The organism is Agrobacterium sp. 22-210-1 (assembly GCF_053522525.1).
The window spans coordinates 64,753-79,265 of sequence record NZ_JBNWCI010000004.1; the positions used below are offsets into that span (position 1 = coordinate 64,753).

A 14,513-nucleotide genomic window follows, 5' to 3' on the forward strand; every position below is an offset into this window, starting at 1 on the left:
GGAGTAATATCTTATGAGTGATGATCTTTCCAAGCGTCGACTCGGGCGTGGTCTTGCTGCATTGATCGGCGAAATGGATCAACCGATGCCGGTGGGCGAGCCGCAGCGTACCGTCAATGCTGACCGCACCATTCCGATTGAGTTCATCGCTCGCAGCCAAAGAAACCCAAGGCGTCATTTTGACGAAAATGAATTGCAGGATCTGGCCGCATCCATTCGCCAGCATGGAATTGTTCAGCCGGTGGTCGTGCGGACGGTTGCGGTCAACCGTTACGAGATTATTGCCGGTGAAAGACGCTGGCGTGCGGCGCAACTGGCTGGCTTTACCGATGTGCCTGTCATCGTTCGAGATGTGGACGACCGCACTGCGCTTGAGCTTGCCATTGTCGAGAACGTCCAGCGTTCAGACCTGAACCCACTTGAAGAGGCGATGGGTTATGAACAGCTGATCGCCGAACATGGCTATACCCAGAATGATCTCGGCGAGATTATTGGCAAGAGCCGTAGCCATGTTGCGAACAGTCTCCGGCTTTTAAAGCTTCCAGATCCGGTACGGGATATGCTCGCAGACGGTTCCCTGTCTGCGGGCCACGCGCGGGCGCTTGTTTCCACGTCTGATCCGGCAAATCTGGCGAGAACGATCGTCTCCAAGGGATTGTCGGTGCGTGACGCCGAGCGTCTGGCGCAAAACGACATTAAGTCACAGGGCGACGTTGCGGAGAAGCGACCGGCGGCTGAGAAGGATTCTGATACGATTGCGTTGGAGCGAAGCCTGTCGGACGCCCTAGGGCTTGATGTAAAGATCAACCACAAGGGTGGTTCCGGGCAAATCCGCATCGGATACCGCACGCTTGAGCAGCTGGAAGCGGTCTGCCGACTTCTGGAACAAAAATAGTCAACTATTTGTTTTTGTTGATAAATACCCGATTTTGGCGGGTATTTATGTTCTGGTGCGGCTCAAAAGTCGATTGCGCGGCCTTTTATTTCATAATCACCGAAACGAACGGGTTCGGCACCACCGCGGCCGCCTGTTTCCGGCGGCAATTGAAGCTCTGCCTGTTGTTGACGTCGCTCTTCGGCTTCTTTCAGGGCACGTTCCGCTGCCGGCGATAGCCGTCTCGGCGTTTCCGTGCCGTTGTCATTATCCGCATCTTGCATGAGAAATCCTCCCTATGACGGGATATTGAAATATGTTTGGCGTTTACCAGATTATATAATCAAGCGGGGTTTATAAACCCCGCAATGGTTGCTGATGAACGACAAGGAGATTTTAACGGATGAACATGATGCGCACGGCAATGCTTCTGGCCTTCATGACGGCATTGTTCATGGGTGTCGGTTTTCTGATCGGCGGCAAGGGCGGCATGATGATTGCCCTTCTCATTGCTGCAGGTATGAACCTCTTCTCCTATTGGAATTCGGATAAAATGGTCCTCTCCGCCTATCGCGCGCGGGAGATTGACGAGGCCAATGCGCCCGAATTTTTCCACATGATCCGCGATCTTTCGCACAATGCCGACCTGCCGATGCCGAAGGTGTATATTTACGACAGCCCCCAGCCCAACGCCTTTGCGACGGGACGAAACCCGCAGAACGCCGCTGTGGCGGCCTCTACGGGTCTGCTGGAGCGTCTAACCCCGGAAGAAGTGGCTGGCGTCATGGCCCATGAGCTGGCGCATGTGCAGAACCGCGATACATTGACCATGACGATCACCGCTACGCTGGCGGGCGCCATCTCCATGCTCGGCAATTTCGCTTTCTTCTTCGGAGGCAACCGTGAAAACAACAATAATCCGCTCGGCTTTATTGGTGTGCTGGTTGCGATGATCGTTGCGCCGCTCGCCGCAATGATGGTGCAGATGGCGATCAGCCGGACGCGGGAATATTCCGCCGACCGCCGCGGCGCGGAAATTTGTGGTAATCCGCTATGGCTTGCCTCGGCGTTGCAGAAAATCTCCGGCATGGCGCAGCAGATTCACAATGACGATGCCGAGCGCAACCCGGCAACGGCGCATATGTTCATCATCAATCCCCTCTCCGGTGAACGTATGGACAATCTCTTCTCCACGCATCCGAATACGGAAAACCGCGTGGCGGCGCTGCATGCCATGGCGCAGGAGTTTTCCCCGCGAGCATCGACGCCGCCGCCATCGGGTGATAGACCTCTGCGCAAATCAGGCTCCGTTCCTAATACGGGACGAAGCAACGAAAACGAGCGCAAGGGACCGTGGTCTTGACATCCGATATTCAGAATAAGCCGGCCCGGTCCAGAAAACCGAGACCGGGACAAGCGAGACCGGGACAAGGCGGGGGCCGTGAAGACGGCCCTTCGTCTTTCGAGGACAAGCCAGGCCTTGCTGCGCGCATCGCCGCGACCCGTATTCTCGCTGCCGTTCTGGAAAAGAAGACTTCGCTTGATGGCATGCTGGATAGCGAAAACGGCAATCCTGTCTATCGGGCGCTTTCCATTGCGGACCGGGCGCTGGTGAGAGCCATCGTCAACAGTGCGCTTCGCCACCTCCCCCGCATTGAAACGGCACTATCGATGCTGCTTGATGGGCCGTTGCCACAGGGTGCGCGATCGCTGCACCACGTGCTTGTCGTCGGCGCAGCGCAGATGCTCTATCTCGATGTCCCCGATCATTCCGCTGTCGATCTGGCGGTGGAACAGGCCCATCGTGACCCGCGCAACAAGCGTTTCGTGAAGCTGGTCAACGCCGTTCTCAGAAGGCTTGGCCGGGAGAAAGCGGAAATCGAACAGGCCATTGCCGACGTACCGGTGTTGCCGGACTGGTTCTATGCGCGGCTTGTTTCCGCATATGGCAATGAAGTGGCGCAACGGATTTCCGAAGCGCAGCTGACACCGTCCTCCATTGATCTTACAGTCAAGGCTGATCCGGCTCTGTGGGCGGAGAAGCTGGGCGGCACGGTTTTGCCAAATGGCAGCGTGCGCCTTGGAGATTTCGAAGGGCAGATTCCCTCGCTTGAAGGTTTTGCCGAGGGCGCCTGGTGGGTGCAGGATCTTGCCGCCAGCATGCCGGTGCGGCTGCTGGGAGATATTTCCGGCAAACGTGTCGCCGATCTCTGTGCAGCCCCCGGTGGCAAAACGGCCCAGCTTGCGCTGGCGGGCGCTAAAGTGACGGCGCTGGACCAGTCCGGCAATCGTCTGCGGCGCCTCAGGGAAAATCTCGACCGGCTTGGCCTCCATGCCGAAACGGTGGAGGTGAACATGTTGAAGTATCAGCCGGAGCTGCTGTTTGACGCTGTTCTCCTGGATGCGCCGTGTTCGTCAACCGGCACGCTGCGTAAACATCCCGATGTCTGCTGGACGAAGGATGAAACGGACATTGCCAAACTTGCGGCTCTTCAGGGCCAGATGTTGCGGCATTCGCTGACATTGGTGGGTTCTGGCGGTATCGTCGTGTTCTCCAACTGCTCGCTTGATCCTTCGGAAGGCGAAGAGATGATCGCGCAGGTTCTCGCGGAAAATCCAGATGTGGAGCGTATTGCCGTTCGCAAGGAAGATTGGCCGGGAATGGAGACGGCTGTCAGCCCAGAGGGTGATCTGCGCACGACGCCGGATATGTTCGGCGGTGTCGACGGGTTTTTTAGCAGTGTCTTGCGTAAGAAGTAGAAAAAAGCGAAGCTTTCGCGAATCATTGATATTTATCGATAATGTTCCGGTCATCACGGTTCACTGATAAAAACAAAACATGTGAAGCGGGAAACACAGCTTGTTAGGGTCCTTTGCAGGCAGCATGAATGCGGCCGGTCTTCTTTCACGGATGGCGTATCGTCATCTGTGTGTCGGCCTTACACCTTTGCGCTTGCATGTCTCGCGGTTTGCCAACCGTGTGCCCGATGGTCTGGTAGCGGCACCGACGGATTTGAGGGCAATCGATCCTTATTTTGCCGAGGAATTGTTGCGCGGTCGGATTGCGCTTGCCGGCCGTGTCGTGGAAACCGGTGGTCTTTCGCCTTTTCAGGTGGATTATCCCTCGCTTGTTTTTGAGGAGCGGCTGCACGCCTTCGGCTGGTTGAGGCATATCCGCTCCGACAGGTCGAGTGAGGCTTGCAAGCGGGCGCGTCGCATTGTCGCCGAATGGATTGCCCTGAACGGCAGGCGCGTTACCGGGACAGGCTGGTCGCCGGAGATTACGGCGCAGCGGCTGATTGCCTGGCTGTCCCATTCTCCCGTTGTTTTATTCGAGGCCGATGCTGGTTTTTACCGCCGTTTCCTCAAAAGTCTCGCTTTTCATGTGCGTTATCTGGACAGGATCGTCAAACACGCGCCGGATGGCGAGACGCGGCTCAGGATCAGGATTGCGCTTGCCATGGCCTCCATTGCCATGCCGACACGCCTCTCCCGTATCACCCGGCACGGTATGAAGCTGGCTCAGGAAATGGAACGCCAGATTCTGCCCGATGGCGGGCATGTGTCCCGTAACCCGCGGGTCATGCTTGATCTGCTGCTCGATCTTCTGCCGCTTCGGCAAAGCTATATCAATCTTGGCCACGATCTGCCCTCCGGGCTGGTGCCGGCGATAGACCGGATGTTTCCGGCAATCCGCTTTTTCAGGCATCAGGGTGGCGACCTCGCACTATTCAACGGCGCGACGGCGACGCTTGCCAATGAGCTTGTCTCCGTGTTGCGTTACGACGAAACCGCCGGTCGGCCGTCGAAAATGTTGCCGGATGTGAATTACCATCGGCTTGCGACAGATGAGACCGTCATCATCGTCGACACCGGTTATCCAGGCTCGGCGGAGCTTTCCCGTAATGCCCATTCGGGTTGCCTGTCTTTTGAAATGTCCTGCGGCAAGAACCGGTTCATCATCAATTCCGGCTTTCCGAAAAATGCAGCCCCGGAATATCAGCGGGCCAGCCGGTCAACGGCCGCCCATTCCACCGTCACGCTTGCAGATACCTCCTCTTGCAGATTGTCGCGCTCCAGGCTGCTTGGCCCTATCATGATTTCTGGCGTCAGCCGGGTGGATAGCGAGCGTGGAACTGATGGAAACGGCAACGACGTCCTGCGGGCGTCGCATGATGGCTATCTGCAAAACTTTGGCTGCTATCATGAGCGGGAAATCGAGTTAAATGCGGCCGGCACGAAAATTAAAGGCCGTGACCTGCTCAGAGCCGACGAGAGTACGACGAAGACACAATTGCAGTCGATCTCGGCGGTTTCGCGTTTTCATATCCATCCTCATATTCAGTTGTTCCAGCGGGATGAGGAGTCGGTTTACCTGGAGGCGGCTGACGGAACCACCTGGCTGTTCTCGGCGCCGGGTCTGGAGGTTTTCGTGACCGAAGATGTGTTCATGGCCGATGCATCCGGCATGCGGCCTTCGCAACAGATCGAGTTGCCCTTCAATCTCGCCAACACGCGGGAAATCTGCTGGATCATCGAACGCAAGGCCTGAGCCGTATCTCATCCCGCAATCCGGGCTATTTCGGACGAAAACTGCTCATGGATTTCGTCCTCCGTCATCCCTGCTGTTTATTAATCCGGTAAGCTGTGTTAACGCGGCGGCAATTGCTGGATCAATTCCATTTCAGCCCGTCTTCCCCGTCAAACGGAGTATGCCCGATGGCCGTCGTGTCCAAAAAAATCCCCGCCCCCGACAAAGTCAAAATCCGCACGGCGCTTCTTTCCGTGTCCGACAAGACTGATATCCTTGAGCTGGCGACGGTTCTGTCAAAGCTCGGCGTCAAGCTCCTGTCGACAGGCGGCACCGCAAAAGCCATCGCCGAAGCGGGCTTGCCGGTGACGGATGTTTCCGACGTGACCAATTTTCCTGAGATCATGGACGGCCGCGTTAAGACCTTGCATCCCAACGTACATGGTGGGCTTCTGGCGATCCGGGATGATGCGGAACATGTCGAGGCGATGAAGGCACATGGTATCGAGGCGATCGATCTTTCGGTCATCAATCTTTATCCCTTCGAGGAAGTTCGCGCCAAGGGCGGCGATTATCCGACGACGGTCGAAAACATCGATATTGGCGGTCCGGCGATGATCCGCGCTTCCGCCAAGAACCATGCCTATGTCACGGTCGTCACCGATCCTTCGGACTATCCGGCACTGGTTGAAGCCCTGCAGGCTGATGATGGCCAGACGTCTTATGCGCTGCGCCAGACATTTGCCGCCAAGGCCTATGCCCGCACGGCCGCCTATGACGCGGTGATTTCCAACTGGTTCGCTGAAGCGCTTTCCATCGAGACACCGGATTACCGTGCCATCGGCGGGACGCTGAAGGAAAAGATGCGTTATGGCGAGAACCCGCATCAGAGCGCCGGTTTTTACCTGACCGGCGAAAAGCGTCCCGGCGTCGCAACCGCAACGCTGCTTCAGGGCAAGCAGCTTTCCTACAATAATATCAACGATACGGACGCGGCTTACGAGCTGGTGGCGGAATTCCTGCCTGAAAACGCGCCGGCAGTCGCCATCATCAAGCATGCCAACCCTTGTGGTGTTGCAACTGGTCCGACACTCGCCGAAGCGTACCGGCGGGCACTGGCATGCGATTCCGTTTCTGCCTTTGGCGGCGTCATCGCCTTGAACCAAACGCTTGATGCGGAAACGGCGGAAGAGATCGTCAAGCTCTTCACCGAAGTCATCATCGCACCTGACGTCACCGAAGAAGCAAAGTCCATCATTGCCCGCAAGCCGAACCTGCGTCTGCTGACCGCTGGCGGCCTTCCGGATCCGCGTGCAGCCGGCATCACCGCGAAGACCGTGTCCGGCGGCCTGCTTGTGCAAAGCCGTGATAATGGCATGGTCGAAGATCTCGACCTCAAGGTTGTCACCAAGCGCGCGCCGACGGCGCAGGAGCTTGAAGACATGAAGTTCGCCTTCAAGATCGCCAAGCATGTGAAATCAAATGCCGTGATATACGCCAAGGATGGACAGACGGCTGGTATCGGTGCCGGCCAGATGAGCCGGGTGGATTCCGCCCGCATCGCCGCCCAGAAGGCGGAAGATGCGGCCAAGGCGCTTGGCCTTGCCGAACCGCTGACGCGCGGCTCCGCTGTTGCTTCGGAAGCGTTTTATCCTTTCGCCGACGGCTTGCTTGCAGCGATTGCCGCTGGTGCCACAGCTGTCATCCAGCCGGGTGGATCCATGCGTGACCAGGAAGTGATCGACGCTGCAAACGAGCATAATGTGACGATGGTGTTCACGGGCATGCGTCACTTCCGCCACTAAGTCGCGGACCTATAGTCAGAAATAGTGAAGGCCCGGAAAGTGATTTCCGGGCCTTTTGTTTCACGTGGGACAGTTTTGATTTTTGTTCAGGTGACTGCCCCGACCTGCCACGGCACGAATTCGTTGTCGCCGTAGTCGTAAATCTCGCTGACGGTCTTGTCGCCGGAAGCCACGGCCAGAATCTGTTCGAAAATTCGTTTACCGGATTCTTCTATGGTTTCTGCGCCGGTAACGATCTCACCGCAGTTGATATCCATGTCTTCCTTCATATGTTCATACATTTCGGAATTGGTGGCGATCTTGATGCAGGGCGACGGCTTGAAACCGGAAACCGAGCCGCGGCCGGTGGTGAAACAGATGACGTTGCAGCCGCCGGCGACTTGGCCAGTGACGGCGACGGGATCGTAGCCGGGCGTATCCATGAAAACGAAACCCTGCTCGGTGACGGTTTCGGCAAATTCATACACGGCCTTCAACGGCATGGAACCGCCCTTGGCGACTGCACCCAGTGATTTCTCCAAAATGGTGGTCAGGCCGCCAAGCTTGTTGCCATGGGAGGGGTTGTTGTTGAGTTCGTCGCCATTGCGGGCGGTATAATCCCGCCACCAGTCAATGCGCTGCAATAGTTTTTCGGCGACCGCCGGGGTGACGGCACGTTTTGTCAGCAGGTGCTCGGCGCCGTAAATCTCCGGTGTTTCGGAAAGAACCGTCGTACCGCCATTGCGGACAATGAGGTCGGACGCATAGCCGAGTGCCGGGTTGGCGGATATGCCGGAGTAGCCATCCGAACCGCCGCATTCCAGCGCCACCTTCAGCTTCGAAAGCGGTTGTTCGGTACGGCGGGCGGCATTGACCATTGGCAGCATGGCCTTGATCTCGGTAATCGCCGCATCGATTGTCTTGCGCGTGCCGCCGTGCTGCTGGATCGTCATGGTGCGCAGCCGCTCGCCTTCCTCCATCTTGTAATGTTCGAGGATGGGGGCGATCTGGTTGGTTTCGCAACCGAGGCCGATCAGCAGAATACCGCCGAAATTGGGATGACGGGCATAACCCTGAATGGTTCGGATCAGAAGGCGGTAGCCTTCCGATTTGGTGTTCAGCGCGCAGCCGCCGCCATGGGTTAGCGCGACGACACCATCGACATTGTCGAAACCGTCAAGTCCGCCCTGCTTGTTGAAGTAGTCGGCGATATAACGCGACACCGTGGCGGAACAGTTCACCGATGCGATGACGCCAATATAGTTGCGTGTGCCCACGCCGCCGAGACCACGATCATAGCCCATGAAGGTGCGGCGTTCGGTTTCCGGCACCATGCCCTTTTCTTCAATATCGACACTGAACTGATGAGCGTGTTCGGAAGGTACCATGGCGAGATTGTGCAGATGCACGTGCCGGCCCGGCTCGATATCCTGAGTGGCGATACCAATCACCTGGCCGTATTTCAGCACCTCGTCTCCGGATTTGATGTATTTCAGGGCCACTTTATGCCCGCGTCCGATCAGTTCGCGAGCTGTCAGATCGCCCCTGCCCGTCGCACCACCGGCCGGAATGGACCGGCGCGCCACCGCAACATTGTCGTTGGCGTTCAGCAAAATGGTTGCCTCGGAATTCTCACTCACGGGTTTTCCTCCTCCCGGTATATTGCCTGCTATGTTTCTAACTTAGCTTTCGACCCAGCGCCGTTTGGAGCCTTCAAGATGGGTATGAATGGCCGCCTGCGCCAGCAGCGGATCCTTGAGTTCCAGAGCTGCCAGAATGGCTTCGTGCTCCTGAAGCGCATGGGTCCAGGTATCACGATCCTCGAATTTGACCCGCAACTGGGCTGAAATGGGGCTGTGTCGTTCGTCGAAAAGACTCGCCACCAGCCGTGTGAGGACGCTGTTGCCGGATTGCTCGGCAATGGTGACGTGAAACAGCCGATCCTGATCCAGAGGCTTACGTCCCGCCTCGATTTCCTTCTGCATGGTATTCAGGATCTGGCGAAGGCTTGAGATCGTTTCGTCGGTCATGCGGCTTGCCGCCAGCACGATGGTCGCGCCTTCCAGAGCCGCGCGCGCCTGCATCAGCTCAGAGGGGCTGTCGCCCAGCGATTTGGTGTTGTGGGTTGTCTGGAGAGCCTCTGTCGAGACATAGACACCGGAACCCATGCGAATTTCAACAGTGTTGTCGATTTCAAGCGCAATCAGCGCTTCTCGCAACGAGGGTCTCGATACACCGAGTTTCTGCGCCAGTTCCCGTTCGGCCGGAAGCCGGGTTCCAGGCAGAAACTCACCGAGATCGATGAGTTCACGTATCTGGTCCGCTATCTGCTGATAGAGCCGGCGTGGTTCCGCTATTTTGGCCTGACCATTCATGTGTTTTTCGATGAGCCCTGTCTTCAATATCTATTTGGCCTTACCGTAACGCCAAGCGTATCAATACGCAAGAAATTACTTAAATATAAGAATTTACAGTATTATATCGAATTTTCGGCGATGAAGATTCCGCGTCATTCAAAGGCGTATTTCAAATTTCGCCCTAATTGGCTTGACCATTCCAGAAAACCGGCCTAACCATTTGGCCTGTTCAAGGCACCCCGGTGGAGTGGGGAGCACGAGTGGGAGGTTTCCAGATGTCGCAGGGCGCATCGACAATTCGGGGCGATTTTTCGCCTGAGGAGACGGGCGCGGAGCGTTCGGCCCTCCTGCGTCTTGAAAACATCAGCAAGGAATTTCCGGGCGTCAAGGCGCTGTCGAATGTGCATTTCGATCTGCGCAGCGGTGAAGTGCATGCTGTCTGCGGCGAGAATGGCGCGGGAAAATCGACGCTGATGAAAATTATCAGCGGCGTCTACCAGCCGAGCGACGGCACGATCCTGCACAAGGGCGTGAAGGTGCAATATGCGTCGCCGCTGGAGTCTGAAGCGGCGGGCATCGCCATCATTCATCAGGAACTCAATCTGGTTCCGCATCTTTCCGTCGCCGAAAACATCTATCTTGCCCGTGAGCCGCGCCGCGGTTTTCTCGTTGACCGCAAAAAGCTGCGCCACGATGCCAAACGCTGTCTCGATCGACTGGGAGTCGATATCGATCCCGACCAGATCGTGCGTGGCCTCTCGGTTGCCCAATGTCAGATGGTGGAGATCGCCAAGGCGCTCTCTCTTGACGCTGAAGTGCTCATCATGGATGAGCCGACCTCCTCGCTAACCGAGCAGGAAACACGGCTCTTATTCAAGGTCATTCGCGATCTAAAGGCATCCGGTGTCGGCATCGTCTATATTTCTCATCGTCTCGATGAAATGGCCGAGATCGTCGACCGCGTGACGGTCCTGCGTGACGGGCGTTATATTTCGACCGACGATTTTGCGTCGATCACCGTTGACGATATCGTCACGCGCATGGTCGGGCGCTCACTGGAAGACAAGTTTCCGGAGCGCACATCGAAGCCCTCTGAAGATATCATCTTCTCTGCCGAGGGATTGACGCGCGCGGGCGTGTTTCAGGATGTCTCCTTCTCGCTGCGGCGCGGCGAAATTCTCGGTTTTGCCGGGTTGATGGGGGCCGGGCGTACTGAGGTGGCGCGTGCGATCTTCGGAGCTGATGCCCTTGATAGCGGAAAAATTGTTTTTGAGAGCCGCGAGCTTTCCATCCGCTCACCGCAGGACGCCATCAGGGAAGGCATTGCCTATCTTTCGGAAGACAGAAAGAGCGATGGTCTCGCCATCAAGATGTCCGTTGCCGCAAACACCACTCTTGCCAATATTGGCGAAGTTTCCAACCGTTTCGGGTTGATCGATTTCAAGAAGCACGACGATGTTGCCAGACGTTACGTCGATCTTTTAAATATTCGTACACCTTCCATCCAGCAGACCGTGCGGCTGCTATCGGGTGGCAATCAGCAAAAGATCATCATCGGTAAATGGCTGTTCCGGCAGTCGCGCGTGCTGTTCTTCGATGAGCCGACGCGCGGCATCGATGTCGGCGCGAAATTCGCGATCTACAAGATCATGGATGAGTTGGCCGCGCAGGGCATCGGCGTTGTTCTCATCAGCTCGGAGCTGCCGGAAATTCTCGGGCTGACGGATCGCATTGCCGTTTTCCACCAGGGCCGGATCACGGGCGTGCTTGAGACCGCCAAGACCAATCAGGAAGAAATCATGCGGTATGCGTCCGGTTACGGCCGGGCCGCGCAGTGAGGAACGACATGGCCAATATTGCAGAACCCAAGAAGAGCTTCGCTTTCAGCGACCGCCAAAAGGACATCATCCAGAAATTTGCGGCGCTTGGCAGCCTCGTTGCGCTTGTCGCGGTCTTCTCCGCAACCAGCAGCGCTTTCTTCACCGTCAATAATGGCATGACGATCGCATTGCAGGTCACATCCATCGCGCTGCTCGGTATTGGCGCAACCTGTGTCATCATCACCGGCGGTATCGATCTTTCCGTCGGTTCGGTGCTTGCGCTTGCCGGGGTCGTTGCAGCCCTTGCGGTGAAAGAACTTGGCATGCCGGTGCCAATCGGCATGTTTCTCGGCATTCTGACGGGTTCGCTTTGCGGCTTCATCAACGGCCTGCTTGTCACGCGCTTCAAGCTGCCGCCCTTCATCGCCACACTCGGCATGATGCTGATCGCCCGCGGTGTGGCCCTGCAGATCACTGGCGCGCGTGCTGTGTCCGGCCTCGGGGAATCCTTCGGTGAACTCGGCAATGGCGCGCTCTTTCGCATCGTCAATATCGGTGATGACGGCTTTCCGAACGTCGTGTTTCCGGGCATCCCCTACCCCGTCATCCTGATGGTGGTGATTGCGCTTGCGGTTTCCTTCATGCTCAACCGCTCGATCCTCGGCCGTCATATCTATGCCGTCGGTTCCAATGCGGATGCGGCGCGGCTGTCTGGCGTGAATGTCGCCCGCGTTACCAACTTCACCTACATCCTGTCCGGAACTCTGGCTGGACTGACGGGCTGCGTGCTGATGTCGCGCCTCGTCACCGCCCAGCCGAATGAAGGCGTGATGTATGAGCTGGATGCGATTGCCAGCGCCGTCATTGGCGGCACGTCCCTGATCGGCGGTGTGGGCACGATTTCCGGCACGGCCATCGGCGCCTTCGTCATCGGCATCCTGCGCAACGGTCTCAATATGAACGGCGTCTCCGCCTTCACACAACAGATCATCATCGGCCTCGTCATTCTGGTCACCGTCTGGATCGACCAGTTGCGCAACCGCCGCTGATCAAGGGCCTGCGGACCCTTTCCGCAAAAAAGATCGGCAAGGGGAGGCCCGGTATGCCGACATCACGGAGGAAGAAATGAACAAACTTGCGACCGCCCTTCTGACATCCGCAATTGCGCTGTGGAGCGTTTCCACCGTGCAGGCCGGCGAAATCGCCGTCATCGTCAAGACCGTCAATTCCACCTTCTGGCAGAACGTCCAGAAGGGCGCCGATGCGGCGATGAAGAACTCTGCCGGCAACACCATGACTTTCCAGGGTCCGGCTGCCGAATCTGCGATTGCCGACCAGGTCAACATGGTTGAAAACGCCATCAACCGTAAGGTCGCGGGAATCGTTCTTGCCCCTTCCGATCCGGATGCGCTGGTTCCGGCCGTCAAGAAGGCCTGGGAAGCCCGTATTCCCGTGGTTCTGATCGACTCGCAGCTGGCGAGCGGCTCCGAGCAATATTACCAGTCGTTCCTGGCGACCGATAACAAGAAAGCCGGCGAACTGGCAGCGCAGGCGCTGATCGACAAGGTGGGCAAGGAAGGCAAGATTGCCGTCATGTCTTACGTTGCCGGTGCCGGTTCTGAAATCGGCCGCGTTGGCGGTTTCACCGATTACATCCAGATGAATTCCAACCTGAAGATCGTCGGTCCTTTCTATTCGCAGTCGCAGATGGCGACCGCGCTGAACCAGACCACCGACGTTCTGGCCGCCAATTCCGATCTGAAAGGTATCTTCGGCGCCAATGAGCCGACGGCAATCGGTGTTGGCCGTGCGCTTGCCCAGACCGGCAAGGCCGGCAAGGTCGTTGGCATCGGCTTCGACGGCAATCAGGATCTTCAGGGCTTCGTCAAGGATGGCACACTGGCCGGCATCGTCGTTCAGGGTTCCTACCAGATGGGTGAGAAGGGCGTGGAAACCATCACCAAGCTCATCAACAAGGAAAAGGTCGAGAAGTTCGTCGACACCGGCGTCGTTGTTGTCACCAAGGACAATGTCGACAAGCCGGAAGCCAAGAACGTTCTTTATTGATGCATGATGGCGCGCCGCTTCACGGTGGCGCGCCTTTTCAAATAAAACCTGGAAAGTCCCTGCGATGAAAGTCTCCGACACACGTAAATTGCCGCGCCGCGCCGTTGACGTCACGGTCATGGGCCTCGGCTGCGCCCAGATGGGCAATCTCTACCGCGTCACGCCCTATGAGGAGTCCAAAGGTGCGTTCGACACGGCATGGGAAAGCGGCATGCGTTATTTCGATACCGCGCCCTTTTACGGTTATACGCGGTCGGAGCGTCGTCTCGGCACCATGGTAACGGAGCATGAGCGGAACGAATATACGCTCAGCACCAAGGTCGGCCGTGTGATGGTTCCTGACGAGACCGTCGGTCCGGAGGAGGATGCCTATATAGCGCCGCTGCCGTTCCGCCCGGTCTATGATTATTCCTATGACGGTATCCTGCGCTCCTTCGAGGCAAGCCAGCAGCGGCTGGGCGTTCTGAAGCCGGATATTCTTTACGTGCATGATATCGGCTCCTTCACCCACGGCGAAAAGCACCGGCATTACTGGGAGCAGCTGACCACTGGCGGCGGCTTCCGGGCGCTTGGCAAACTGCGCGAAGAAGGGTCGACCGGAGCTGTTGGGCTTGGCGTTAACGAATGGCAGATCGTCAGCGACGCCATGGATGTCTTCGATATAGACGTCGCCATGCTTGCTGGTCGCTATACGCTCCTGGAACAGCAGAGCCTTACCTTCATGAACCGCTGCGCTGAAAGCGGTGTCGGCATCGTTGTCGCTGGTGCGTTCAACTCAGGCATTCTGGCTGGTAACCGCAAGTTCAACTATGCCGATGCGCCTGCCGATATCCTTACGCGCGTCGATGCGCTGCAGGGCGTGTGCGAGGAGTTGAGCGTGTCGTTGCAGGCGGCTGCGCTGCAGTTTCCGCTCGCCCATCCGGCTTCAGTCACGGTCGTGTCAGGCGCGCGCAACGCGCAACAGCTTGCCTCCAATATCGAATGGTTCGAACAGTCGATTCCAGATGAATTCTGGTCCGAGCTGCACAGGCGCGGCCTGATTGCCGAAGGTTCGCCCGTGCCCGGCGGAAAGGCCTGAGG

The 14,513-nt window shown here is 57.4% G+C and carries 12 protein-coding genes; 9 read left to right on the top strand and 3 right to left on the bottom strand.

Annotated features, from left to right (window positions below; translation table 11 throughout):
• Positions 1–13: 13 nt before the first annotated feature.
• Positions 14–895 carry a ParB/RepB/Spo0J family partition protein gene (locus ACQZ5F_RS22540; RefSeq protein WP_046799695.1) on the top strand — a complete coding sequence of 294 codons (882 nt, stop codon included), beginning with the start codon at positions 14–16 and terminating at the stop codon, positions 893–895.
• 62 nt (positions 896–957) lie between these two features.
• Here the strand turns inward: ACQZ5F_RS22540 and ACQZ5F_RS22545 are convergent, their stop codons facing one another.
• A complete protein-coding gene (locus tag ACQZ5F_RS22545; RefSeq protein WP_137085547.1) occupies positions 958–1,158 on the bottom strand; it encodes a DUF1674 domain-containing protein in 201 nt (66 codons plus the stop codon).
• A 119-nt stretch (positions 1,159–1,277) separates the two neighbouring features.
• Here ACQZ5F_RS22545 and htpX point away from each other — a divergent pair, with 119 nt between their 5' ends.
• From htpX to purH, 4 genes are all read left to right on the top strand, one after another.
• Positions 1,278–2,237, top strand: a complete 960-nt coding sequence (gene htpX, locus ACQZ5F_RS22550) for a zinc metalloprotease HtpX (RefSeq protein WP_046799693.1) — start codon at positions 1,278–1,280, stop codon at positions 2,235–2,237.
• On the top strand, positions 2,234–3,634 hold the full coding sequence (locus ACQZ5F_RS22555; protein WP_225338985.1) for an RsmB/NOP family class I SAM-dependent RNA methyltransferase: 1,401 nt from the start codon (positions 2,234–2,236) through the stop codon (positions 3,632–3,634). Before htpX ends, ACQZ5F_RS22555 begins: the two co-directional genes overlap by 4 nt.
• A 124-nt stretch (positions 3,635–3,758) precedes the next feature.
• Positions 3,759–5,426: a heparinase II/III family protein gene (locus ACQZ5F_RS22560; RefSeq protein ID WP_225339011.1), complete on the top strand. Its 1,668-nt coding sequence runs from the start codon at positions 3,759–3,761 to the stop codon at positions 5,424–5,426.
• A 167-nt stretch (positions 5,427–5,593) separates the two neighbouring features.
• Positions 5,594–7,210 carry a bifunctional phosphoribosylaminoimidazolecarboxamide formyltransferase/IMP cyclohydrolase gene (purH, locus tag ACQZ5F_RS22565; protein WP_225338984.1) on the top strand — a complete coding sequence of 539 codons (1,617 nt, stop codon included), beginning with the start codon at positions 5,594–5,596 and terminating at the stop codon, positions 7,208–7,210.
• 86 nt (positions 7,211–7,296) lie between these two features.
• Here purH and ACQZ5F_RS22570 read toward each other — a convergent pair whose 3' ends face one another.
• Complete coding sequence (locus tag ACQZ5F_RS22570; protein WP_225338983.1) at positions 7,297–8,829, bottom strand: UxaA family hydrolase; 1,533 nt, start codon at positions 8,827–8,829, stop codon at positions 7,297–7,299.
• Positions 8,830–8,871: 42 nt separating this feature from the next.
• Positions 8,872–9,564 (bottom strand): FadR/GntR family transcriptional regulator, encoded by a 693-nt coding sequence (locus ACQZ5F_RS22575; RefSeq protein ID WP_225338982.1) that lies wholly within the window; start codon positions 9,562–9,564, stop codon positions 8,872–8,874.
• A gap of 257 nt (positions 9,565–9,821) precedes the next feature.
• Here ACQZ5F_RS22575 and ACQZ5F_RS22580 point away from each other — a divergent pair, with 257 nt between their 5' ends.
• From ACQZ5F_RS22580 to ACQZ5F_RS22595, 4 genes are all read left to right on the top strand, one after another.
• Positions 9,822–11,384: a sugar ABC transporter ATP-binding protein gene (locus ACQZ5F_RS22580; RefSeq protein WP_225338981.1), complete on the top strand. Its 1,563-nt coding sequence runs from the start codon at positions 9,822–9,824 to the stop codon at positions 11,382–11,384.
• Positions 11,385–11,392: 8 nt separating this feature from the next.
• Entirely contained in the window at positions 11,393–12,415 is a 1,023-nt protein-coding gene (locus tag ACQZ5F_RS22585) for an ABC transporter permease (RefSeq protein WP_149900368.1), read from the top strand.
• Positions 12,416–12,491: 76 nt separating this feature from the next.
• Positions 12,492–13,433 (top strand): ABC transporter substrate-binding protein, encoded by a 942-nt coding sequence (locus tag ACQZ5F_RS22590; RefSeq protein WP_046799686.1) that lies wholly within the window; start codon positions 12,492–12,494, stop codon positions 13,431–13,433.
• 64 nt (positions 13,434–13,497) lie between these two features.
• Entirely contained in the window at positions 13,498–14,511 is a 1,014-nt protein-coding gene (locus tag ACQZ5F_RS22595; protein WP_137085537.1) for an aldo/keto reductase, read from the top strand.
• The last annotated feature ends 2 nt before the right edge of the window (positions 14,512–14,513 follow it).

What these genes read in the sequence shown, in the direction of transcription:
- ACQZ5F_RS22540 (WP_046799695.1), top strand. Translation starts at nt 14, where the DNA reads ATGAGTGATGATCTTTCCAAGCGTCGACTCGGGCGTGGTCTTGCTGCA.
- ACQZ5F_RS22545 (WP_137085547.1), bottom strand. Translation starts at nt 1,158, where the DNA reads ATGCAAGATGCGGATAATGACAACGGCACGGAAACGCCGAGACGGCTA.
- htpX (WP_046799693.1), top strand. Translation starts at nt 1,278, where the DNA reads ATGAACATGATGCGCACGGCAATGCTTCTGGCCTTCATGACGGCATTG.
- ACQZ5F_RS22560 (WP_225339011.1), top strand. Translation starts at nt 3,759, where the DNA reads ATGAATGCGGCCGGTCTTCTTTCACGGATGGCGTATCGTCATCTGTGT.
- purH (WP_225338984.1), top strand. Translation starts at nt 5,594, where the DNA reads ATGGCCGTCGTGTCCAAAAAAATCCCCGCCCCCGACAAAGTCAAAATC.
- ACQZ5F_RS22575 (WP_225338982.1), bottom strand. Translation starts at nt 9,564, where the DNA reads ATGAATGGTCAGGCCAAAATAGCGGAACCACGCCGGCTCTATCAGCAG.
- ACQZ5F_RS22580 (WP_225338981.1), top strand. Translation starts at nt 9,822, where the DNA reads ATGTCGCAGGGCGCATCGACAATTCGGGGCGATTTTTCGCCTGAGGAG.
- ACQZ5F_RS22585 (WP_149900368.1), top strand. Translation starts at nt 11,393, where the DNA reads ATGGCCAATATTGCAGAACCCAAGAAGAGCTTCGCTTTCAGCGACCGC.
- ACQZ5F_RS22590 (WP_046799686.1), top strand. Translation starts at nt 12,492, where the DNA reads ATGAACAAACTTGCGACCGCCCTTCTGACATCCGCAATTGCGCTGTGG.
- ACQZ5F_RS22595 (WP_137085537.1), top strand. Translation starts at nt 13,498, where the DNA reads ATGAAAGTCTCCGACACACGTAAATTGCCGCGCCGCGCCGTTGACGTC.